Origin of the sequence: Gordonia sp. L191 (assembly GCF_030077625.1) — a bacterium.
In the GTDB taxonomy this organism is placed as follows: Bacteria; Actinomycetota; Actinomycetes; order Mycobacteriales; family Mycobacteriaceae; genus Gordonia; species Gordonia polyisoprenivorans_A.
The window spans coordinates 4,698,659-4,722,140 of sequence record NZ_CP125996.1 but is presented as its reverse complement, the minus strand read 5'-3'; the positions used below and the strand labels follow the sequence as shown (position 1 = coordinate 4,722,140).

19 protein-coding genes are annotated in these 23,482 nt (G+C 65.3%); 11 read left to right on the top strand and 8 right to left on the bottom strand.

The features are described 5' to 3' along the window. Positions 1-28 precede the first annotated feature (28 nt). The 5 genes from QNM97_RS21310 to QNM97_RS21290 form a co-directional block, all read right to left on the bottom strand. On the bottom strand, positions 29-1,564 hold the full coding sequence (locus QNM97_RS21310; protein WP_283820219.1) for a flavin-containing monooxygenase: 1,536 nt from the start codon (positions 1,562-1,564) through the stop codon (positions 29-31). Next, the gene (locus QNM97_RS21305; RefSeq protein ID WP_349632337.1) at positions 1,561-2,430 is read right to left on the bottom strand and encodes a patatin-like phospholipase family protein; all 870 of its coding nucleotides are present in this window, start codon (positions 2,428-2,430) and stop codon (positions 1,561-1,563) included. The genes QNM97_RS21310 and QNM97_RS21305 overlap by 4 nt, the downstream gene beginning before the upstream one ends. Positions 2,431-2,495: 65 nt before the next feature. Further along, positions 2,496-3,383 (bottom strand): SDR family oxidoreductase, encoded by an 888-nt coding sequence (locus QNM97_RS21300; RefSeq protein WP_123931244.1) that lies wholly within the window; start codon positions 3,381-3,383, stop codon positions 2,496-2,498. Next, the gene (locus QNM97_RS21295) at positions 3,383-4,870 is read right to left on the bottom strand and encodes an AMP-binding protein (protein ID WP_349632336.1); all 1,488 of its coding nucleotides are present in this window, start codon (positions 4,868-4,870) and stop codon (positions 3,383-3,385) included. The genes QNM97_RS21300 and QNM97_RS21295 overlap by 1 nt, the downstream gene beginning before the upstream one ends. A 158-nt stretch (positions 4,871-5,028) precedes the next feature. After that, on the bottom strand, positions 5,029-5,994 hold the full coding sequence (locus tag QNM97_RS21290) for an SDR family NAD(P)-dependent oxidoreductase (RefSeq protein WP_283820216.1): 966 nt from the start codon (positions 5,992-5,994) through the stop codon (positions 5,029-5,031). Between the two features lie 64 nt (positions 5,995-6,058). Here QNM97_RS21290 and QNM97_RS21285 point away from each other — a divergent pair, with 64 nt between their 5' ends. After that, on the top strand, positions 6,059-6,664 hold the full coding sequence (locus QNM97_RS21285; RefSeq protein WP_283820215.1) for a TetR/AcrR family transcriptional regulator: 606 nt from the start codon (positions 6,059-6,061) through the stop codon (positions 6,662-6,664). 253 nt (positions 6,665-6,917) lie between these two features. On the opposite strand, the gene QNM97_RS21280 is transcribed toward QNM97_RS21285, so the two are convergent. After that, positions 6,918-8,387 (bottom strand): FAD-binding protein, encoded by a 1,470-nt coding sequence (locus QNM97_RS21280; protein WP_283820214.1) that lies wholly within the window; start codon positions 8,385-8,387, stop codon positions 6,918-6,920. A 129-nt stretch (positions 8,388-8,516) separates the two neighbouring features. Between QNM97_RS21280 and QNM97_RS21275 the strand changes: the two genes are divergently transcribed. From QNM97_RS21275 to QNM97_RS21235, 9 genes are all read left to right on the top strand, one after another. Next, positions 8,517-10,139 (top strand): molybdopterin-dependent oxidoreductase, encoded by a 1,623-nt coding sequence (locus QNM97_RS21275; RefSeq protein ID WP_283820213.1) that lies wholly within the window; start codon positions 8,517-8,519, stop codon positions 10,137-10,139. 147 nt (positions 10,140-10,286) lie between these two features. Next, the gene (locus QNM97_RS21270; protein ID WP_283820212.1) at positions 10,287-11,855 is read left to right on the top strand and encodes an alpha/beta hydrolase family protein; all 1,569 of its coding nucleotides are present in this window, start codon (positions 10,287-10,289) and stop codon (positions 11,853-11,855) included. A 58-nt stretch (positions 11,856-11,913) separates the two neighbouring features. Beyond that, positions 11,914-13,158: a cutinase family protein gene (locus QNM97_RS21265; protein ID WP_283820211.1), complete on the top strand. Its 1,245-nt coding sequence runs from the start codon at positions 11,914-11,916 to the stop codon at positions 13,156-13,158. A 278-nt stretch (positions 13,159-13,436) separates the two neighbouring features. Further along, positions 13,437-14,522 (top strand): NAD(P) transhydrogenase subunit alpha, encoded by a 1,086-nt coding sequence (locus tag QNM97_RS21260; RefSeq protein ID WP_283820210.1) that lies wholly within the window; start codon positions 13,437-13,439, stop codon positions 14,520-14,522. Next, on the top strand, positions 14,522-14,827 hold the full coding sequence (locus tag QNM97_RS21255) for an NAD(P) transhydrogenase subunit alpha part 2 (protein ID WP_006369335.1): 306 nt from the start codon (positions 14,522-14,524) through the stop codon (positions 14,825-14,827). The genes QNM97_RS21260 and QNM97_RS21255 overlap by 1 nt, the downstream gene beginning before the upstream one ends. A gap of 35 nt (positions 14,828-14,862) precedes the next feature. Next, complete coding sequence (locus QNM97_RS21250) at positions 14,863-16,368, top strand: NAD(P)(+) transhydrogenase (Re/Si-specific) subunit beta (protein WP_283823276.1); 1,506 nt, start codon at positions 14,863-14,865, stop codon at positions 16,366-16,368. A 229-nt stretch (positions 16,369-16,597) separates the two neighbouring features. Beyond that, the gene (locus QNM97_RS21245; RefSeq protein WP_283820209.1) at positions 16,598-17,617 is read left to right on the top strand and encodes a YdcF family protein; all 1,020 of its coding nucleotides are present in this window, start codon (positions 16,598-16,600) and stop codon (positions 17,615-17,617) included. A 75-nt stretch (positions 17,618-17,692) separates the two neighbouring features. Then, positions 17,693-18,163 (top strand): DoxX family protein, encoded by a 471-nt coding sequence (locus QNM97_RS21240; protein WP_283820208.1) that lies wholly within the window; start codon positions 17,693-17,695, stop codon positions 18,161-18,163. 166 nt (positions 18,164-18,329) lie between these two features. Beyond that, a complete protein-coding gene (locus QNM97_RS21235) occupies positions 18,330-20,597 on the top strand; it encodes a solute carrier family 23 protein (protein WP_283820207.1) in 2,268 nt (755 codons plus the stop codon). A gap of 344 nt (positions 20,598-20,941) precedes the next feature. Here QNM97_RS21235 and QNM97_RS21230 read toward each other — a convergent pair whose 3' ends face one another. Beyond that, a complete protein-coding gene (locus QNM97_RS21230; RefSeq protein ID WP_283820206.1) occupies positions 20,942-21,679 on the bottom strand; it encodes a metallophosphoesterase in 738 nt (245 codons plus the stop codon). 142 nt (positions 21,680-21,821) lie between these two features. Between QNM97_RS21230 and QNM97_RS21225 the strand changes: the two genes are divergently transcribed. After that, entirely contained in the window at positions 21,822-22,670 is an 849-nt protein-coding gene (locus QNM97_RS21225) for an SDR family NAD(P)-dependent oxidoreductase (RefSeq protein WP_283820205.1), read from the top strand. 11 nt (positions 22,671-22,681) lie between these two features. Here QNM97_RS21225 and QNM97_RS21220 read toward each other — a convergent pair whose 3' ends face one another. After that, on the bottom strand, positions 22,682-23,452 hold the full coding sequence (locus tag QNM97_RS21220) for a dienelactone hydrolase family protein (protein ID WP_283820204.1): 771 nt from the start codon (positions 23,450-23,452) through the stop codon (positions 22,682-22,684). Positions 23,453-23,482 lie beyond the last annotated feature (30 nt).

Sequence of the window (23,482 nt, the reverse complement as noted above, 5' to 3'; positions counted from 1 at the left end):
GAAAAGACGTCGAATTCTCATTTCGTGCTCAGCCTTTCCGTTGACTTGCCAGGTTGATTCCACCAGCCGCTTCGCGCTCCTCCTGCCTTCGAGTCACTCGGAAGTGCGACTCGTTGGGCTGTGTAAGCATTTCGGTCAGCTTTGAGCGGGTAAATGGCCACAAGTCGATATTCCCACTCTCGGTGAAGTACCAAGAATTGCACCCAGAGTTCCATACCGTGGTCTTGGCGGCGGAATTTACCTCTCGGTTGAATTCCTCGGTTGCTTCCTCGGTGACCTCAGTGGTAGATATTTCGCCGACTCTAAATTTGTCCAGCCAGGAGAGAATATAGCGGGAGGTGACTTCAGCAGAGTACTGCAGTGAGATCGAGCCGGTCGGGGAGTTTGGTCCAAGTACTGTAAATAGATTCGGCAATCCTGGGATCGCGGTCATGCGATATGCGCGTGGACCGTCAGCCCAGATTTCATCGAGCTGACGACCTTCTCTGCCAGTGATACGCATTGGCCGCATATAGTCATGCGCCCGGAATCCGGTGGCCAACACAATGATATCCAGCGGAAATTCTCGGCCATCGACGGTCTGGATCCCCTCCTCGGTAACCCTGGCGATGTCAGTGGTGACGAGTTCGGTATTGGCGGAGCGCAAGGCGCGGTAGTACGTGCCAGAGACCACCTGCCGCTTGCAGAGTGGCTCATAGTCGGGCGTCAGCGACTCGCGTAGTTGCCGATCCTGAACCTGCCTGCGCAAGCAGAGCCGGGCATACTTCTGGACCGCTCGGCGCCGCCATGTGTCATTGAGGATGACGTCCGGCAGCACCGCCGATGCCTTCAACGACATCGCGTAGATCCAGGCATGCAGACCTGGGCTTCGTTCCAGAATCCTCGATACCAGTTTCGGTTGGCGTAAGTGCATGGGGGCCCACAACACCCATTGTGGTGAGCGGACGAAGTGTGTCAGCGAGCGCGCGGGTTGCTGCAGCGCCGAAACCACTTGTACTCCTGTCGAACCGGTTCCGATCACCGCAATTCTTGCTCCATCAACGTCGAGTGACTCGTCCCAACGGGCCGTGTGCACAACCTTTCCCTTGAACTCGGCGAGGCCAGGAATATTCGGATACGCCGGATTATGTAACACTCCGGTCGCGCAGATCACAAAATCGGCGAGGATTGTTTCTCCGGTGTCCGTCACCACAGTCCACAGTGCCGAAGCGTCGTCGAAATCAGCGGAGACCACGGTGGTATTGAGTTGAATGTGTTCATCCAACCCGAACTTGTCGACCACATCTCGGTGGTATCGCTGAATCTCAGGACCGGGAGCCCAGATCGACGACCAATCCGCTTTTGGAGAGAAACCGAACTGATAAAGCTGCGAGGGAACGTCGCAGGTCAGTCCCGGATAACGATTCCAGTACCATACGCCACCGACGTCGGAACCCTTCTCCAGAACTCGGAACCGACTATATCCGGCTCCCTGGAGAGTATAGGCCATCGTTATCCCGGCAATCCCGGCGCCGATAATAACAATCTCCGGCTCGCGCTTTTCTTGACGATGGGTAGGGGTCATGCGGAGGTCTCCTGGGCCTGAAGCGTGCGCCATACTGTTCGGCGCGCATTGACTAATGCAGCAGTGAAAGCCGCCTGTCGGCGACCTCGGGACATGAAGTTCCAGCCAAGCGCGGCCATGTCCTCGGAATTCGGTGTGATCGCGATGACTCGCAGTCCTTGTGCCCGCGCTCCGGCGATCTCGTGATGAAGTACACGGGACATCGGTTGACGCAGGAGGGTGCGCTCGACCATGCCCCCGAGCCCCGGTGCTCTGACGTTGGCATCGGAGGCCATTGGAGCGATGACGTAGAGAACATCCAACGATGAGGGATCGATGAGGTCGACCGACGCTGTTGACGCCACACCTCCGTCGATGAAGGTGCGGTCGGCGATAACGACCGGCGGCATCCAGCTGGGCACCGCCCAGGAGGCACGCAGCGCCTCATCGACAGTTGCCGTGAGCGCATCTGGTGCCCCGAATGCCATGCGAGTACCGGTGGCCGGCTCGAACGCCACAAGCCGCGCGCCGGGATGCGCAAGCCAACCGTCCGGGCCTGCGGCGTGTTGAGCAAGCGAGGTCAGAAATCGGGTGTCGCCGCGTCCCCTTGGCGCCAAGGCGCTCAGGACTGCATGCGGCCCGACTCCGCGGGTGAATACTGCCTCGGGACAGGTGAGTTTCAGTGAGGGCCGTGGCGGAAGAGTTCGTGGCGTCAGGGCGAGGTGCTCTCGCAAGACATCGTCAGGAGGCGACCCGGCCTGCATAGCTGCCAGTTGGGAGATCGAATATCCGCCGGCCAGCTGTGTCACGATCTGTGCGCCCGCCGACGTTCCCTGCAAGAGACTGGCGTTTCGGGGGTCCCAGTCGAGTTCCTCCGCAAGCGCCATAAGTGCTGCGGTTGCCCAAGCGCCGCCGATTGTCCCGCCGCAACCGATAGCGATTCCAATCCTGGTCATGATGCCGCCCCACGTGAGTGGCTACTGTGCTGCGCGGCATGACGCGACACCCGGCTGATGTAGGCACCACGGGTGACCGGATCGGTACTCAGTGCCCTGCGATCGTCGATCGACTTGCGCGCGAACCGTTCTAGTCGTTCCGGCATAACTGCGGAGACCAGCGTCCACCCGGGACCGACCCACTCCGGCACTGATGTCTGCGCGGCGCGTGTAGCCAGCGTGCCGATGACGGCGTCAGCGACATCGATCGGATCCACGGTGGGTAGCGCACCGCCGAGAGTGGCGCCGGAGCTGAGCTCTGTGCGAACCGCGGCCGGCAGGATGGCGCAGATACTCACACCGGTGCCGTCGTACTCCTGGCGAGCGGCGAGAGAGGCGCCCAGTGCCCCGAACTTGCTTGCGTTGTAGGTCAGCATGCCGGGAATCGCGATCCGACCGGCCATCGAGGCCACGTTCACAATGTGCCCGTTCTTGCGCTCGATCATTGCCGGAATGACCGCACGGATACCGTTGAGCACCCCACGAACATTCACATCGAGAATCAAATCCGTGGTTTCTTCCGTCTCGTCAAGAAACGGCCCGAGCGGCATCACGCCGGCATTGTTCACCAGGACATCGACGCACCCGGCGCTTTGCTCAATCGTCGACACTGCCGAACTCCATGAACTGCGATCGGTTACATCGAGTGCTACCGCGTAGGAACCTGGAATTCCCGCAGCAGTTTCTTCTGCGACATCAATATCGATGTCGCAGATATAGACGGTTGCACCCTCATCGGCAAATCGACGTGCAGTTTGCGCGCCGATGCCCCGCGCACCACCGGTGATGAGCACAGTTTTCTCTCGAAGGTCGGGGATTGAGTGTCGGCGGGAAAATGGGCTCATCACTTGAACTCCCTAATAGACTGAGTAAGAAGCTCTCGACGCAGAGTCTTTCCGCTCGGATTGCGTGGAATTTCAGAAACGTCGAAGAATTGTTTCGGGATTTTGTACCTCTCGACAATCCCGCGAAGGTACGCGGAAAGTTCGTCCCGCTCGATAGCATTGGCATCATCTCTGGCAACGACAAAGGCTCGCAGTACTTGTCCGAACTCCTCGTCGTCGACGCCGATAACGGCCGCATCGGCGACCTTGCAATGTCGCGTGAGCGCCTGCTCTACCTCGAGAGGAAATACATTCTCTCCACCGGAGACAATCATGTCGTCGGAACGACCACGGAGAAATAGCAGACCAGTCCGATCGACATACCCTACGTCTCCGGTGTCGACGTAGCCGTCAACGACGTCTTTGTGGTGCGTGACACCGTTCCGGTCCGGGGTATATCCGGAATATCCAAGCGGTCCACGCACCAGTATTCGACCAGATATGCCACTCGGGGCGAGGTTGCCGTCGTCGTCGATGATGCGGATCGAGACTCCGAGTGCAGCTCTGCCTGCCGTCGCTGGGAACTTCGCCAGATCGGCTGCTGTGGCGATGCTGACCACCCCGGCCTCTGTGGAGCCGTAGCCGTTGACCAGGATGTCACCGAACATCTCGCGGAACCGAACCACCGTTGCCTCGGTGATCGGCGCGGCGCCGGTGGCAACGACCCGAAGCGATGATCGACGAGCAACATCGGCGGCAGACGGCGCGTCCAGAATGCGCTGGATCATGACGGGAACAGCGAACATGATTGTCACGCGATGACGTTCCAGATCCCGCAAGACCCCATCGGCGGCGAATGTGCGGTGGGTGACCGTTGTGACCCCGAGTGCAATAGCCCCGAGGAGGGCAAGGAGACCGAATCCGTGGAAGAACGGTGGTCCGATCAGGGCTACGTCGCCGGACCTGAGTCCGCCTCGCGCGGCACCGGTCGCCGCCAGCTGCGCAATCCCCATGGGCCGGACAGTGCGTGGCACGCCCTTGGCCAATCCCGTGGTGCCCGAGGTCAGGAGCGTGATTCGTCCCGCGCTGCGGGCAAACGAGTTCCGCCGAGCACGAGAGCCCCGCAGTGCGCGGATCGCGGCGTCCCGGTCCGAATCAGAGTCGATACAGATACACCGGCCACCAAAGTCGCTGGCGTGCAGTGCTTCTGTGAACTCAAGGTCATGCAGAACAACGTCGGGAGTGTGACGGTTGAGCAACGCTGCCAATTGACTCGCGGGCAGTTCGGTGTTGATCGACACGGTGTCGCTGCCGATCATCGCCGAAGCGAGAAAACCGATCACGAATCCTCGGTGATTGCGGCACAGCACCCCGACAGAGCTGATGTGCTGGTTGCTCTCGCGCAGTGCGACAGCCAGATCGACTGTCGCCTGGTAGAGCTCCGCGAACGTCAGCGACCCCTCGTCGTCGATGATGGCGACTCGGTCGGGATATCTGGCGGCCGACACTGCGAGCAGGCTTGCCGGGGTGGCGCCGTGGCGCCCGAGCGCGGAGATGACTCGGCCCGTAGCCATCGGGGACAGGGCCAATGCGCCACTGCGTGAGAGTGCGACAGTTGCCTCCAGCCATTGCCGTCGGCGCCCCCTCGCCGATGCCTTCGCTGACATCAGACAGCCTCGGTCGAGGTCAGCGCCGCGGGTTCGGAATTCTTCGACATGGCGCGCTGGAACGCCGCGTCTGACGCGGCAGTCTCGCTACTCCGCCGGTCGACGAGCGAAAGAACACTGCCGAATGGCCTTTCGAAGACGATGCCGAAGAGGCGAATGAGTCCCGTCCCGCGGGGGGCAAGGTGGCGTGGCCGCCGGGTCACCGCATAGGCCACCACGCGTGCCGCCTGACTGGGTGTGTGGCCGGGCGACTTGCTCACCCAATCCGTGGCAACCATACGACTCTTGATGTGGCCGGCATAGATCGTGGTCACATCGATGTTGTCCCGCTTGACCTCCAACGCCACCGACCTGAGCCAGACATCGAACCCGCCTTTGCAGCCAAGGTAGAACGACCACCGTGGCGCGGCGGGCGTCAGCCACAGGCCGGCCGTGGCGATGCTGACAATATGGCCGCCTCCGTTCTCCTTCATGCTGGGAAGCAAGGCCAAAGTCAGTCGCATTGGTCCCGTGAAGTTCGCTCCGACCATCGCATCCATGTCCGATATCCGCTGGGCGCTCCGGTAGATACTGCGGCGAAGTGACTTTCCGGCGTTGTGAATGACGATGTCGGCGGGGCCGTGGAGGCGGAGCATCGACTCTGCGAACGACGTCACCGATGCCGCGTCGGAGAGGTCGACTCCGTATGCATGAGCGATGCCGCCGGACGCGGTGATCTCGTCGGCCACCTCAGCCAACCGGTCAACGCTACGCGCGATCATCACGACGACCGCGCCGTTCCTGGCGAGCAATCGTGCCGTGGCCTCTCCCTGTCCGAACGATGCGCCGGTCACCAACACCGTCTTGCCTGCGACCGCACGACGAATTCGAGCATCGTCACGTTCCATCGGCGGGCCGACCAGCCTGAGCATCAGGAGCTCGCGGAGGGCGTTGACGGAGTGACGTCGATTCTGAAGTAACATCATTATTTGAGATTATGCCACTATCTGAACAACCGCAAGGCGCTACTCGTCGGATAGGATCGGCGACGTGAACACGTCGGTGAACTCACGAGTGGTGAGCCAGTCGCAGAATCGTGCCCGCCTCAAGGCATGCGCACGGCAACTGCTGCTGGCCGATGGCTACGCGGCCACGTCCATTGCGAAGATCACCGGTGCTGCGGGACTGACGACTGGCGCCTATTACTCCAACTTCGACAACAAGGCGCAGCTCACCATCGAGTTGCTCCAAGACCTGCAAGCGGAGAATCAGCAGCACGTTGAGGCGATCCTCGCGACAGCCGATGTTGGCGCACGTATCAATGCCCTTCAGGCATGGGTCGAAACGATCCTCGCCTCTGGGTGGCCGCGACTGGAGTTGGAGTTCGCGCTCGCCAGCCGCGGTGACGCGGGTCTGGTTGAGCAGGAGGGTCACCGTAACCATGCGGCCACTCGCGCTCTGGAGGAATCGTTGGAGCAGCTGGCTCCTTCCCTCACGCAAGGTCCCGTGCCCGTCCGTCGAATTGCGGAGATCATCTTGGATCTTGCCTACGGATTGGCGGTCCGCACCGTCATCGATCCGACGGTGACCTCGGACCACCTTTTCGAGATCATCAACATCGTTGCCGGACTTGTCGGTACACCCACCGCCATGTGATCGGCGCACCGGCCCAAGGCCATTGTCGAGGCTGTGTACTCCGACATCCTTCCTTGGACTGTCGACACTGCCCAGAATCCGGCACGGACGCTGAGACATGCCGTGCGAAGCTACAGGACTTGGGGTAGTCAGCGAATCCCGGGTCTGAGGTCGCGTCACAGATAGGCGAGAAGGTCTAACGGGTAGAGAGCATAGCGTTCTGTCCGCGTAGGGTTCTTCGACTACTTATTGCGGTCAGAACATGCACAGTGACTTACCCGATTCGGCGCCCCGCCGCATGCCGCCCGGCCCGCCGGCCGAAGTAGGAGCCCTCGCCCAACTGGGTGCCGCTGGCGTAACCCTTGCTGTCCTGCGCGATGTTGGCCGCGCACGCCCCGGCCGCATAGAGGCCGGCGATGGGGGAGCCGTCGGCGTCGAGGACCTCACCATCGACCGACGTGGCCATCCCGCCCATCGTGAAGCCCGCGTACATCGCCTTGCCCAGACTCATGTCGAAGACTGCCCACGGCCCGTGATCCTGTGGCGCAAGGAATTCCGCGGACTTGTGGAAATCAGGGTCCGTGCCCTCGGCCGCGTGGGTGTTGTAGCGGTCCAGGGTCTTCTGCAGGTTCCCTGACGGAATGCCCAGGGCCTGTTCCATTTCCGCGACCGTCTCGTACCCGTCGATCAGGGGCACCAACGGCATCCGCGGACGCTTCATGTGCGCTTCGTCGACGACGAGGTACGCCGTCGAATCCGGTTGTTCGAGAACGAAAGCCGAGGTCCGGGAGTGATAGGAGTCCTCGGCGACGAATCGGTCGCCGTTCGTGTTCACCGCGATCCCGGTCAGCAGGATCGACGGCGGATACACCGGCGCGGTGCAGAACGCCTGATCCATGTGCTTGAGGACGGCCCCCGCCGACACCCCCATCCGCAGGCCGAGCCCGTCGTCGTAGGTGTTGCCCAACACGAACGGCTTCTCGGTCAGCCACGGCACGTGCTCGGCGACCATCGCCGGGTTCATCACGAAGCCACCCGCGGCGATGATCACCCCACGGGCGCCGATGACCCCGTGCTCGCCGGAGATCGAGCGCCATGCCACGCCGGCCACCGAGCCCTCGTCGTCCACGACGAGATTGCGTGCACCGGTCTCGTATCGGACCTCGACGCCGAGTTCGGCGAGTCGCTTCACCAGCAGTTCGACGACCATCGCCGCTCCGCCGGTGTCACCGGGGACGGGCACCTTGTGGCCACGCGGTGCGGGCTTGGCCATGTCCTTGAACGGCCAGACCTTCTCGTTGCCGGTGTACATCAACCCCTGCGTCTCGGGCTGGACCACCGCCTTCTCCGGGTAGTAGCTGCGCTCGAAGGCGAAGCCGAGATTCTCCAGCCACTCGAAGTGATCGACGCTGTCGACGCAGTAGGCGTGGATCTTCTCCGGCTCGGGATCGCGTGAGACCGCGGTGATGTAGCGCTCCATCTCCTCTGCGGAGTCCTCGAAGCCGGTCGCCTGCTGGACGGCCGTGCCGCCACCGAGGTAGAAGTGGCCGCCGGCGAGCGCCGTCGTCCCGCCGGCCTGGGCTGCGCGTTCGAGAACCAGCACGCGTGCGCCTGCGGTGGCCGCCTCCACCGCGGCGCATCCGCCCGCGATGCCGAGGCCGACGACCACCACGTCGACCTCGTCGCTGAATTCGTCGACCGATCCGAGTGCGACGGTGTCGGGGATCGCTGTGTCCGCTGCCATGGCCATCAGCCTAGCCCACGAAATAGAACACGTTCTAGTATTGCCGGGTCGTTCGGTCACGGCCGGGTCCGGCATCCGACCGACTCGGCGCCGCCTTTCGACGACACATCCGCCGCTCTCGGCGTATCAATGGGTGTGGCCTCCGGACTCGACCCCGACCCCGACACCGTCCGGCACGCACCCGGGCGGCGCGTGCCGGTTCCGGTGAACGCGCTCACCGGCATCATCGCCGTCGCCGCCGCGCTCGGGGTCGGCGAACTGGTGGCCGCGTTCATCTCACCGGAATCCTCGCCGTACTTCGCCGTCGGATCGAGCGTCGTCGACGACTCGCCGCTGTGGATGCGGGAGTGGGCGATCAGCACCTTCGGCACCTCCGACAAGCTCGCGTTGTTCGTGGTGATGGGTGTGGTCATCGCGATCCTCGCCGGGGTGTGCGGGGTGGCCGAACGCCGCCGACCGCCGATCGGGTCGATCGTCATCGTGGTGTTCGCGATCGTCGGGGTCGTCGCATCCCTCGGGCGCCCCGGAGCCTCGGCGATGTACATGCTGCCCTCGCTGTTCGCGGGCGCGGCCGGGGTGATCGCCTTGCGAATACTCGTCGGCATCCTCGACGCCGACGCGGACACGACCCGGGCCCAGACAGCCCCGTCCGAGCACCCCGACGACGGCACCGGAGTGCTGCACGCGCCCGCCTCACGCCGCTTCGTCCTCACCGCCGCCGGGATCGCCGCGGCCGCCGTCGCCGTCGGCGCGCTCGGACGGACGCTGCTCGCCGGTGCCGCCAAGACCATCGCCGACCGCAACGCGCTGCGATTGCCCGCCCCGGCCTCTCCGGCACCGCCGGTACCGGCGTCGGCCGACATCGGGGTACCGGGCGCGACCCCGTTCGTCACGGGCAACGCCGACTTCTACCGGATCGACACCGCCCTTCAGGTCCCGCAGTTGACCACCGGCGACTGGCAATTGCGGGTGCACGGCATGGTCGACAACGAGTTCACCCTCTCCTGGGACGACCTGCTGGCGATGCCCATGACCGAACGGCTGGTCACCCTGACGTGTGTGTCCAACGAGGTCGGCGGCGACCTGATCGGCAACGCGCGCTGGCTCGGGGTCCGGATGAAAGACCTCCTCGACCGCGCAGGCGTGCGCCCCGGCGCGAACATGCTGTACTCCACCAGCTCCGACGGATGGACCTGCGGCACACCGGTATCGGCGATCACCGACAACCGGGACGCACTGCTGGCGATCGGGATGAACGGCCAGCCGCTACCGGTCGAGCACGGCTACCCCGTGCGGCAGGTGATCCCGGGTCTCTACGGATACGTCTCGGCCACCAAGTGGGTCGTCGACTGGGAGCTCACCAGCTTCGACAAGGCGCAGGCGTACTGGACCTCGCGGGGGTGGTCGCAGCTGGGACCGATCAAGATCTCCTCTCGTATCGACCGGCCGTCGAGCTCGGATCTGCCTGCCGGACAAGTGGTCCTGGCCGGTACCTCCTGGCATCAACACACCGGGATCGCCGGCGTCGAGGTCCGCATCGACGACGGCCCGTGGGAGCAGGCGACGCTGGCCGCCGACTACAGCGACGACACCTGGCGGCCGTGGAAGTACGTGTGGCAGGCCGGTGCCGGGCAGCACACCGTCACGTGTCGGGCGATCGGCAAGGACGGACAGGTGCAGACCTCGGCGACCGCCGACCCGGTGCCCGATGGCGCGACCGGCCTGGATTCGCGGACCTACTCCATTTCCTGAGGAGCGCACCGGGGCCGCGAAAGTGCACAAACGCGGCCATCGCGGCGCGCTCCCGTTACACTCACCTCTCGACGCGGGCGGGGCGCTGTCGCGAGCCGATGAGCTGTCGGTTCGCCGGGTTCGACGACGGATCTCTCAGGGAGACACATGCGTATGCGGCGCTCGATGCTGACGGTCGCGGTGGCGTTGGCCACCGCGATCATGTTCGTACAACCGGGCTTTCAGCCGGGTATGGCGCATGCGCTGCAGATCGGGCCGATCGTCTTCCCCGACATCAACCCCCCGGCGACGATCGATCAGGCCAAGCCGACCATCATCGAGACACCGCCGTGGGCGCCGCACCTCGACAACGGGGACGTGGTCGTCCTGATCCCCGGCACCACCGACTACGACGGCAGCGACCAGACCGCCCGGACCCTCGGTATCGGTCTGTTCGGCGGCGTCACCACCGACGCCGACGGCAAGACGATCGTCGACCCGCACGCCGCGCCGTCGATCGACATCGTCTCCTACCCGGCCGCGTTCGGCATCGACCCGTTCGGCTTCCCGATCTATCTCGCCGGCTCGGACACCTTCACCCATTCGGTGGAGGTCGGATCGATCAACGGGGTGCGCGACGCCGAAACCGCACACGCCCAGAAACCGGCGGGCACCGTCGTCATCAACGGCTACTCGCAGAGCGCACCGATCGCGATGAACGTCGCATACCTGTTGCACCAGAAGAACCTTCAGGGGATCGGCGACATCCCCGACGACCAGCTCGCCGTCATCGTCGGCGCCGACTCACGATTCCCGCACACCGGGGTCGAGAACGTCGTCCCGAGCTTTCTGCCCGGCATGTACACCAACGGCGACCGCAACCCCGCTGACACCGGCGACATCGCGGTCTATTCCTACTGCGTGCGCGGCGATGCCACCTGCGGCGTCGGCAACCCGCTGATCAATCCCGTCTCGACGTTCTTCTACCTGCTCCCCGGCTTCTACGTGCACGCCTTTCTCACCTACCGGATCAACGAGTACTCCATCGCCAAGGAATGGACGAGCGACAGTGGCAACACCACCTACATCGTCTACGACGGTGGAAATCCCTGGGGAATGATGTTGCGCGACCTCGGGATTCCGGTCCCCAAGGAAGTCGACGACGTCCTGAGCACCCTCGTGCCGGTGCCCATGCCCGGTCATCAGTCGACCCTCGCCGACCTGCGCATCCCGATGCCCGACGCCCTTCGGCAACAGTTGAGCGCGTACGAGGTACCGACGCCCCGAGAACTGCAGGAACTGCTGTACGCGCGGCTCGGCCTCGACATCCCCGTGCACGACCCCGACGCCTGCGCCGCCACCCCGTCGGCGTGCCACGCCGACTACAGCTCGGTGCTGCCCGCGCCGACGGTATCGAACAAGTCGGCATCGAGGACGTCGGCGAGCGCCACCGCGACCACCTCGGCGGCGTCGACCCAGGCTGCGTCGCCTCAAGCTGCGACCACCTCGGCCGAAACGACTGTCGCACAACCATCTACCACTGCGCCGACCACCACCGCCACGTCGACAGCAGCGACTCCGACGACAACGACAACGACAACGACAACGACAACGGTCACGGCAACGACGTCCCGGCCCGAGTCGTCCCAGACGGTATCGTCCCAGCCCGAGTCGTCCCAGACCCGGTCGCTTCAGTCGAATTCGGACGACACGCCCACGACGACCTCGGCCCGATAGCGCCGACCCGCCGACCCCGATAGGGTCGGCCGCGGGGGCCGGTTGAAAGGTGGGTCGCGTGCGTCGGGTCTTCGTGGGTGTCACCGCGGTATGTGCCGCGGCCGTGTGTGCGGTCATCCCGATGGCCGCGGGAGCCGTCCCGGCGAACGCCGCGACCGACGATGGTCTGCCCACGATCCGACAGCAGCCGAGTTGGCTGCCACCCGATCTCGGCCGTGACTCGACGGTCGTTCTCGCGCCAGGTACCACCGACTTCGATCCGATCAGCGCCCACGACATCGTCGGAGGCTCCGCACCGGCGGGCGCCGATCAGTACGAGCGCACAGTCGGACTCGGATTCTTCGACCCTTATCGGCCGAACGTGCAGATCGTCGACTATCCCGAGGCGTTCGGCTTCACCGTCGCCGGACGACCGGTGGGCATCGTCGGGCATGACGCGTACAACACCTCGGTCGACGAGGGCACCGCCACCGGACTCGCCGACGCGCAGCGCGCGTGGATTGCCCAGGGACGCAGGGGAACCATCGTCCTCAGTGGATATTCACAGGGGTCCGCGGTCGCGATGAACGTCGCCTACCTGCTCCATCAGCAGTACGCCGCCGGGGTGCCCGGCGCGATCCCCGACGGCAACGTCGTCGTGGTGACCGGCGCCGACACCCGCTTCCCCGGCACCGGAGCCGAAAACGTCTTCCCGAGCGTGCTGCCCGGCGCCTACACCAACGGCCCGCGCGACCCGGCCGCCACCGGCACCACCCGCGTCATCTCCTATTGCATCAGGGGAGATCTGGTGTGCGACATGGCCAATCCAATCGCCGATCCACTCGGCTGGGTGTTCTACCTCGCACCCGGTGCCACCATCCACGGCAAGTTCGGCGATCAGGTCAACAAGTTTCCCGTCGAGCGCACCTGGTCGTCGGGCAACACCACCTACGTCGTCCTCGACGGCGGCAACCCCTGGGGCATGTGGCTGCGCAAGGAAGGCGTGCCACTCCCGGCGAACTTCGACGAGACACTCGACCGCCTGATCCCGGTGCCCGAACCGGGACAGCCGTCGGCCGACGCCGCGGGCAACCGCGTGCCGACCCCGCGGGAGGTGCAGCAGTCGCTGTTCGCGCGCCTTGGCTGGGATGTCCCGGTCACCGATCCCGATGCCCGGGCGGCCCAGCGGCGCGCGCACCCGGCCACGGCCGTGCAGCCGCGGATCGGCTCGACCCGCCCGGCCGCCCGGACGCAGCCGCCGCGGCTGCCGACGCCCGCCGAACTCGCGGCACTGCTCGCCTCGCTCGGCCATCCCGCTCGCTGACCGTTTCACGGACGCCGACGACCGGTGTGCGCCGAGTCAAGCAAAAGTGAGCAATTCAACGCCCACGATCAGCGTCACCTGAGGTCATGCTATGTTCGTCGCACGTTTTTCTCAGGTGGCGACGCAATCCGTTGCCCCACCCCGACCGCATCGCTGCGGCACGGCCGATCAGCGCACCGACCGGGCCGATCGTTCGTCGTCGTCGTCGATGCACATCTGACAAGTCGCAACGTGATGAGTCGCTGACAACCGACGACAACGAAAGACAACGAATAGCAATGAGTGTGGGTGTCGTGCGCGAAACGGCCTCCGGAGAGCGTCGTGTGGCGCTGGTCCCGAAGGTCGTCGCGTCGCTGGTGGGCAAGAAAGTCCCCGTGATCGTGGAAGAGGGGGCCGGTCTCGGGGCGCTGATCCCGGATTCCGAATACGTCGACGCGGGGGCGACGATCGGCGATCCGTATTCGGCTGATGTGGTGCTGCGGGTATCGCCGCCCACCGACGCCGAGATCGGCAAGTTGCGCAGTGGCCAGAAGCTGATCGGTTTCCTGGCTCCACGCAACGCCGACAACAAGATCGGTGCACTGCGCGATGCGGGAGTGGAGGCGTACGCCGTCGAGGCGATCCCGCGTATCTCGCGCGCACAGGTGATGGACGCGCTGAGCTCGCAGGCCAACGTCTCGGGCTACAAATCGGTCATCGTCGCCGCAGATCTGTCGACGCGGTTCTTCCCGATGCTGACCACCGCCGCGGGCACGGTGAAGCCGGCGACCGCGCTGATCCTCGGAGTGGGTGTGGCCGGATTGCAGGCGTTGGCCACGGCCAAGCGTCTGGGCGCGCGGACCACCGGCTACGACGTGCGGCCCGAGGTCGCCGAGCAGGTGCGTTCGGTCGGTGCCCAGTGGCTCGATCTCGGTATCGACGCCGCCGGTGAGGGCGGATACGCCCGGGAATTGACCGGGGACGAACGGGCCCAGCAGCAGCAGGCACTCGAGGACGCGATCAAGGGTTTCGACGTGGTGATCACCACCGCGTTGGTGCCGGGTCGGCCGGCTCCGCGCCTGGTCACCGCCGCTGCGGTGGAGGGCATGAAGCCGGGCAGCGTGATCGTGGATCTGGCCGGGGAGACCGGCGGCAACTGCGAGCTCACCGAGCCCGGGCAGACCGTCGTCAAGCACGACGTCACCATCACCTCGCCGCTGAACCTGCCGGCCACCATGCCTGAGCACGCCAGCGAGCTCTACGCCAAGAACGTGTTCGCCCTGATCGATCTGATGCTCGATGAATCCGGCGCGCTGGCACCGGATTTCGAGGACGAGGTCATTGCCGCCGCGTGCGTGACACGCGACAAGGAGGTGTCGGCCTGATGTACACCGAACTATTGGCCAATATCGCGATTCTCGTCCTGGCGGGATTCGTGGGTTTCGCCGTCATCTCGAAGGTCCCCAACACCCTGCACACCCCGCTGATGTCGGGGACCAACGCCATCCACGGCATCGTCGTGCTCGGTGCGCTGGTGGTGCTGGGATCGCTGCCCGCCGACGCCAACTGGGGTGTGCGCATCATCGCGTTCGTCGCGCTGGTGTTCGGAACGCTCAACGTGGTCGGCGGGTTCGCCGTCACCGACCGCATGCTGGGCATGTTCAAGGGTAAGAAGGAGACCACCAAGTGAGCGCCACCGTCGTTGCTTCTACCTACGTTCCCTACATTCCGGCGGTTGCCAATTTCAGCGGCGACTCCGGGCAGGTCTCCGATGCCCTGGGGTACGGCGTCACCGCCCTCTACATCGTCGCGTTCTCCCTGTTCATCTACGGCCTGATGGGCTTGACCGGCCCGAAGACCGCTGTGCGTGGCAACTGGATCGCCGCGGTCGGCATGGGAATCGCCATCGTCGCGACCCTGCTCGGTGTCTACAACAACGCCGGCGATGCCGGGGTGCCGGGAATCAACTGGATTCTGATCGTCGTCGGCCTCCTGGTCGGTGTGGCGCTGGGCATTCCGCCGGCACTCAAGACCAAGATGACCGCGATGCCGCAGCTGGTGGCGCTGTTCAACGGCGTCGGCGGTGGCACCGTCGCGTTGATCGCGTGGTCGGAGTACATCGAGTCCGATGGCTTCACCCACCTGCACGAGACACCCAACGTGCACGTCATCGTCGGGTCGCTGTTCGCGGCGATCATCGGTTCGATCTCCTTCTGGGGTTCGCTGGTGGCGTTCGCGAAGCTGCAGGAACTGCTGAACAAGAACTTCGAGAAGAAGCTGGTCAAGGCGGCCAAGGCCTTCCAGTTCGCCAACATCGTGCTGGCCATCGCGGCCATCGCGATCGCCGTCTACATCGGTGTCTCGGCCGATTCGACGTCGGCGACGCCGTGGTACTGGATCGTGGCGTTGCTCGTGGTCGCCGGTGTGATGGGCCTGTTCGTGGTGTTCCCGATCGGCGGCGCCGACATGCCGGTGGTCATCTCGCTGCTCAACGCGATGACGGGTCTGTCGGCAGCGGCCGCGGGTCTCGCGCTCAACAACCAGGCGATGATCGTGGCCGGCATGATCGTCGGTGCCTCGGGTTCGATTCTCACCAACCTGATGGCCAAGGCGATGAACCGGTCGATCCCGGCCATCATCTTCGGCGCGTTCGGCGGCGGTGACGACGCCGGCGTCGGTGGCGGTGGAGCCGAGGGCGGCACGGTCAAGGCGACCTCGGCCGCCGATGCCGCGATCCAGATGGCCTACGCCAACCAGGTGATCGTGGTGCCGGGCTACGGTCTCGCGGTCGCGCAGGCCCAGCACACCGTCAAGGAGATGGCGACCCTGCTCGAGGCCAAGGGCGTCGAGGTCAAGTACGCCATCCACCCGGTCGCCGGCCGTATGCCCGGACACATGAATGTGCTTCTGGCAGAAGCGGATGTGCCCTACGACGCGATGAAGGAGATGGACGACATCAACGGCGAGTTCGCTCGCACCGATGTCGCGATCGTGATCGGCGCCAACGACGTCACCAACCCGGCGGCGCGTAACGATCCCGGCTCGCCGATCCACGGGATGCCGATCCTCAACGTCGACCAGGCGCGATCGGTGATCGTGCTCAAGCGCGGCATGAGTTCCGGGTACGCCGGCATCGAGAACCCGCTGTTCTATCTCGATCACACCTCCATGCTGTTCGGCGACGCGAAGAAGTCCGTCGACTCGGTCATCGAGGAGCTCAAGGCTCTGTAAGGAGCCCTGACCGCCACACCCCGACGCCCCGCCTGCGGAGCGACCACCGTGAGTCCTGTGCGACGCGGTGTTCGCCGCCCGGGCGGGGCGCCGTCGTGTATCGGGGCTGTCGTGTTCCGGTGTCGTCGTGTTCCGGTGTTGTCGAACCGAGACCGACGGTTATCGAGATGAGACCGGCTCCGGCTGGCAGCCGCACCCACCGCGCCCTACTGTTACTCCAGTGACTGGTGTGACCAGAGTGAAAAAAAGGTTTCGTCGAACCACGGGCGTCGTCCTGGCGGCGTCGGCGATCACCGGTGTCGTCGTCGGAACCCTGCCGTCGTCATCGGAGCATCACGTGACGACGGCAGCGGTCAGCGTCGACCCGGCCACCCTCTACAACGCCGCGCAGCAGAAGTTCTCCGCCGGCGACGTGCCGGCCGGTCTCGCCGATCTCCAGCAGGCGCTGACACTGTCGCCGGCCGACGGGCAATCCCTGGCGCTGCAAGCCATCTGGGCCGACCAGGTGTCGGACGCCGCAGCCGGCAAGGCAGCGGTGAATCGACTGTCGGTGATCAATCCGTTGCTGGCCAAGACCGCTCGGTCCATCATCGACGGCGTCACCGCGGCCGCGGCCATCGTGCCGAGCACCGAACCCACGACGGTGTCGGGGAATCCGGCTATCGTCATCCTCGGCTTCGGGCTGTCGCCACAGGGTAAGCCCGCCCCGGAATTGATCAAGCGTCTCGCGGCAGGCAAGGCCGAGGCGGCAGCGATGCCGACGGCCCCGATCGTCGTCACCGGCGGCAAGCCGCAGAATGGGGTCACGGAGGCCGCGGTGATGAAGAAGTGGCTGACCGACAACGGGATCGACGCCTCGCGCATCCTCACCGAGGACTCCTCGGTCTCCACCGTCGCCAACGCGCAGAACACCGCCAAGCTCCTGGCCACGCGCGGTATCGGCGACGTCGTTCTGGCCACCTCGCCCAACCACATCCGTCGCGCCGCAGCCGATTTCGCGGCGACCGGGTTGCGCGTGGTGCAATCCATCACCACCGACACCGATCTCGCGAAGAACGCGACGCCGCTGCCCAAGGACAAGCAGACCGGTATTCGCGTCGAGGCCACGCGTACCGCGGGCATCCCGGCGAGCCGAAGCCTGCTGCTGCCCTCGGATCAACTACCCGACGTCGGGCCGGGTCTCATCGGCGACATCGGCGGCAAGATCCTCAAGGAGCTACTGGAGTCGGGGTCGAGCGGCGGACAATAGAGCGGTCGGTTCGACCGATGAGTTCTCGCGTGCCGAGGGGTCTGTAGTGGTACCCACCCCGCCACCAGGGCGGGGATGACCACCCCGGAGGACATCATGAACACCATCGACTCGACCACCGCCGTCGGCACCACCGCCGCCCCGGGCGCCCCCAACGGATCCCGACGACCGGCGCGCATCGTCGGGATCGTCATCACCGTCGTGGTGGCGGCGTTCCTGGTTTTCGACGTCGCGGGCAAGCTGGCCCGGCCCCAGGCCGTCGTGGACTCGATGGAGTCGCTGGGCTTTCCGCTCGGACAGGCAACCGTGATGGGAATCGTTCTCGCCGTGTGCCTGATCGTCTTCCTCATCCCGCGTACTGCCGTTCTCGGTGCCCTTGGGCTGACTGCGTACCTCGGGGGAGCGGTCACGGCGAACATGCGCATCGAATCGCCGGTGTTCAGCAGCACCTTGTTTGCGGTGTATCTCGGGGTGCTGCTGTGGATCGGTCTGGTGTTGCGCCGGCCCGAATTGCTCGCCGTTCTCGGACTCCGTCGACGGAATTAATACAAAGCATTCTTTTGTTTGTGGGTGAACGTGATGCCAATGTCATATCACGCGCCCCAAGTACGGTGACGTCGCACACAGTCGTCACCGTATTTCGGCTGTTCTCACCCCATTTCACACGTATCGGTCAACACGGACGTAACGCGCTATCGGTACTTTCGGACCCATGCCAAAAATCGGGGATCGATCGCACATACATTCAAGACCGGCCATACGAGAAGTGATTCGCTACGATCTGCCGGCATCGCTCGTCGTGTTCCTCGTGGCGTTGCCGCTGTCGATCGGAATCGCGATCGCCTCGGGTGCCCCGGTGATGGCCGGTCTCATCGCCGCAGTCATCGGCGGTATGGTCGCCGGCGTGATAGGCGGTAGTCCCCTTCAGGTTTCGGGTCCGGCTGCCGGGTTGACGGTGGTCGTGGCCGAGCTCGTCGCCAACTTCGGGTGGAAGGTCACCTGCGCGATCACCGTGTGCGCCGGTGTGCTGCAGATCCTGTTCGGGCTCAGCCGAATCGCCGGGGCGGCACTGGCGATCGCACCGGTGGTGGTACACGCGATGCTCGCCGGTATCGGAATCACCATCGCGCTCCAGCAGATTCATGTTCTGCTCGGCGGGAGTTCGTCGAGTTCGGCGGTTGCCAACATCACCGGACTACCCGATCAATTGATCGAGTTGAATGTCGCGGAGGCGTCGGTGGGACTTCTCGTCATCGCCGCGTTGCTGGCGTGGCCGCGGCTGCCCGCGACCGTCCGCAAGGTCCCCGGTCCGCTCGGTGCCATCGTCCTCGCCACGGTGGTGGCCATGATCGCAGGCCTCGACGTCAAGCGAATCACACTGGACGGCAACTTCTTCGAGTCCATTGCGCTCCCCGAGCTCCCGAGCGGGAACTGGTCGGCGTTCATCCTCGGCGTGCTGACGGTGGCTCTGATCGCCAGCGTCGAGTCGCTGCTGTCGGCGGTTGCCGTGGACAAGATGCACGACGGTCCGCGCAGCAACTTCAACCGCGAACTGCTCGGGCAGGGCAGCGCGAACATGGTGTCGGGTGTGCTCGGCGGGCTACCGGTCACCGGTGTCATCGTGCGCAGCTCCACCAACGTCGCGACCGGTGCGCGGACGCGGTGGTCGGCGATCCTGCACGGGGTCTGGGTGTTCGTCTTCGCGGTGTTCCTCACCGCGCTCGTCGAGCAGATCCCGACCGCCGCGTTGGCCGGGCTGCTGGTGGTCATCGGCATGCAGCTGGTCAAGCTCGCACACATGAAAACCGCTCTGCGGACCGGTGATCTGTGGGTTTACGGCGTCACCGTGACGGCCGTGGTGTTCCTCAATCTGCTCGAGGGTGTTGCGATCGGTCTGGCACTGGCCGTGGTTCTGGTGCTGTGGCGCGTCATCCGCCCCGACACCCATACCGAGGAGCAGCCCGACGGCCGCCACATCGTCCGAGTGCGTGGCTCGTTGAGCTTCCTGTCGCTGCCTCGGATGAACAGCCTGTTGCGCCGGATTCCGGAGGGTGCGCCTGTCACGATCGAGCTCGACACCGACTTCCTCGACCACGCCGCGTCGGAGATGCTCGAGGACTGGATTCGGGCTCGCCGCGCGGCCGGTGGTGAGGTGATCATCCTCGAACGTGGCCGTGCCCGAATCGAACACGCCTGGCAGGCTCCGCCGCGACGCCATACCGGCGGCATCGTCGGCTTGACCCCGTGGCGTAGCCGATCGACCGTCGCCGACGACGAGCAGGTCGGCGAGGTTCCGGCGCCGTTGCGCTCGATCATGGCCGGTGTCACCGAGTACCACCGCGATCATGCCGAGGTCCTGCGCGGGCACCTGTCCGACGTCGTGGACTATCAGGAGCCCGACGCGTTCTTCCTGACCTGTGCCGATTCCCGGATCATGCCCAACATCATCACCTCGAGCGGACCGGGTGACCTGTTCACCCTGCGCAACGTGGGCAACCTGGTGCCGACCGGTGATCACGCGGACTGCTCGATCGAGGCCGCCCTGGACTTCGCGATCAGCGAGGTCGGTGTCAGTTCGGTGGTGGTGTGCGGACATTCGTCCTGCGGCGCGATGCGCGCATTGCATCTGCAGGCCGATACCGCTCCGGCCGACACGTCGATGGCCCGCTGGCTGCGCCATGGGGTGCCCAGTGTGAGCGCGATGCGTCTGGGGCATCCGGCCGGACGTGCCGCTGCCGCCATGGGTTTCACCGAGATCGACCAGCTCGCCGTGGTCAACGTCGCCAAACAGGTCGAAACCCTGAGTCGGCACCACCTCGCCGGCCGCGCCGCCGCCGAATCCTCCCTGCGAATCATCGGTCTGTACTTCGACATCCGGACCGGCCGCGTCTACGAGGTGTCGCAGACCGGTCTGCACGCCGCCGGCGTGGGCCACCACGTCAGCCGGATGCTGGAGCGGGAGGCGACCGTCGAATCCTAGTGGTCCGAAACCGGCACCGTGGCAGGAGGTCTCGAGGCTCGCCGTACGCGGCTCGCACCTCGACCATCGGGGGATGGGGGTTCTTCCCCGGTGGTCGAGGTGTGGAGGAGCGTTAGCGACGGAGCCTCGAGACCTCTTGTGCTGAAGGATATTCGGTGTGCGTGGTGTCGGAAACGGCTCTGTGGCAGGTGGTCTCGAGGCTCGCCGCACGCGGCTCGCACCTCGACCATCGGAGGGGGCGTTCGTGACGGATCGATCCGCTCGGGGGTGGGCGCTCGTACCTCGACCATCGGGGCGGCATCGACCATCGGGGGATGTCACGCCTCACCCATCGATGGGAGGGCTCAGAACATCACCGCCCGGAAATGGGTGATGAGGCGGTCGCCGTCGATCAGGTGGAATGCGATGCCCGGTGGCTGGCCCCGGTTGATGATCTCGGTGCCCTCGAACGGGAGGTTCAACGTGGAGGCGACGCCCGGGGCGATGGCGAGCGGCCGGTCGGCGAAGCGGGTGACGCACGCCGAATGTGCGTGACCGCAGACGAAACCGACGATGTTCGGGTGGGTCGCAACGAGCTCGGCGAGGCGCTCCTCACCGGTTTGGCGGATGGTGTCCATGAAGGTCATGCCGATGATGACCGGAGGATGGTGAAAGGCCACCAGGACGCGGGTATCGGCGCCGACGGCGTCGATCTGCGCGGACATCCACGCGAGGGTGTCGTCGTCGAGGTAGCCGTCGTTGCGACCGGGGATGGAACTGTCCACCGACAGCAACAACACGTCGTCGACGAGCAACGAAGAGTTGACCGGTGCCGTGCTGCGCTCGTCGCCGAGTACCTCGCTGTAGTTCTCACGCTGGTCGTGGTTGCCGACGGTGACCAGCGTCGGCAGCGGCGAATCCAGGACGCGGTAGGCCTCGACGTACTCGCGCGGTGTGCCCTCGTCGGCGATGTCGCCGGTGACCAGCAACGCGTCGATGCCGTCGGCACGCGCGTTGAGGTAACTCAGGGTCGACTCGATCCGGGCACGGTTGAACCGTGTTCCGTTGAAATGGAGGTCGCTGATATGGGCAACGACGAACACTCACACTCCCTTGTCGACTGACCCCTGAGGCTAGCCGCATCAGATCACGCGAGCGCGCCGAGGGGCGAACGCGCAGTGCCGGGTGTGTCGCAGAGCACCCACGCCATTGACACTCGAAGCGCCCACTGTCAAGGTTGGTCCGATGAGGCGGCGTCGGCAAGCAGGTCGAGACGGGCACACCCTCGCCGGCCGGACGGCCGTCGTCACCGGCGGCGGGTCGGGGATCGGCGCGGCCTTCACGCGGGCGCTCGCGGGGGCCGGAGCCCACGTGTGGTGCGCCGACATCGACGAGCAGGCAGCGACGAGAACAGTGGAGGCGACCGGATCGCGGCTGGCCCGTGCCGTCGGGCTCGACGTCACCGACGCCGACGCCGTACGGGCCGTCGTGGATTCGGTGGTCGCCGAGCACGGACACATCGACCTGATGTTCAACAACGCGGGGATCGCACTGGGCGGCAACACCGAGGAACTCACCGCCGAGCAGTGGGACGCGGTCATTGACGTCAACATCCGCGGCGTCGTGCACGGTGTCACCGCGGCGTATCCGCACATGATCCGGCAGGGCTCGGGCCATATCGTCAACACCGCGTCGATGGCCGGGCTCACCGCGGCCGGTTTGCTCACCAGCTACGTGATGAGCAAACACGCGATCGTCGGATTGTCGTTGGCGTTGCGGACCGAGGCCGCCGCGCACGGGGTGGGGGTGCTCGTGGTCTGCCCGGCTGCGGTGGAGACCCCGATGCTCGACGCCGACGGCGTCGGTGGCTTCACCGGGAGGACGTATTACCTTTCGGACCAAGGGATTCGGACGCCGTATCCGGCGGATCGCCTGGCGTCGGACACCCTTCGGGCGATCGAGCGCAATCAACCGTTGCTCGTGGTGCCCGCGCAGGCCCGGATGGCCTGGCGGTTCGCGCGGTTCTCGCCCGGGCTCATGCAGACCATGGCCACACGTTTCGTCGCCGGCCAGCGGGAACGTCAAGGGTTGTGACGTTCGATGGCTCAGTGCAGCGTACGGTCGAACAGCTTCTGTAGCTCTGCGTAGTGGTACTCGGCCGCGTCGTGGTTGTACGGCACGGTGTCGGCCATCGTGTAGCCGTGCGCGGCACCGGGATACACGCTCGCGTGATGAGTCACCCCGCTCGAGGTGAGGGCGTGCTCGAACTGGGCGATCGCCTCCGGGGGCATCGACTGATCATGGTCGGCGTGCACGGCGAGGACCTCCGCGCGCACGTCGCCCAGTGACAGATGCGGGCTGTCGGGAGCGTCGGTCACCACCCCGCCGGTGTGGAACATGCCCACGGCGGCAACATCATCGGGACGGGTGGCGGCGGCCAACAGTGCCAACCGTCCGCCCATGCAGTATCCGGTTACACCGATGGCACCGGGCCGCACCCCGGGTTGCGTATGCAGCGCATCGAGGTACGAGCCGAGATCACGCCGGGCAAGGTCGGTGGTGAGCGCCTGCATGCGGGGTCGCACCCCGGCGAAGAAGGCGGCTCGGCTGTCATCGTCGAGGAGCGGCCCGTCCGGCGAGGTCTCGGCAGCACTGCCGCTGCGGTAGAACACGTTGGGCGCCAACACCACATAGCCCCACGAAGCGATCCGATCGACCATCGTCTCGATCTGCGGACGCAGACCGATCGCGTCGATGAGAAACAGCACTCCGGGCCAGGTGGCGTCGGCGTCGGCCGACACCGGCCGCGCCATGTACGCCTCGGCGGGCCCGTCGGCCGCAGTGATGGTGAGCATCTCTCCGGTGGTCTCGGTCATCATCGTCCTTTCGATCGCAGTGGAGTGAGG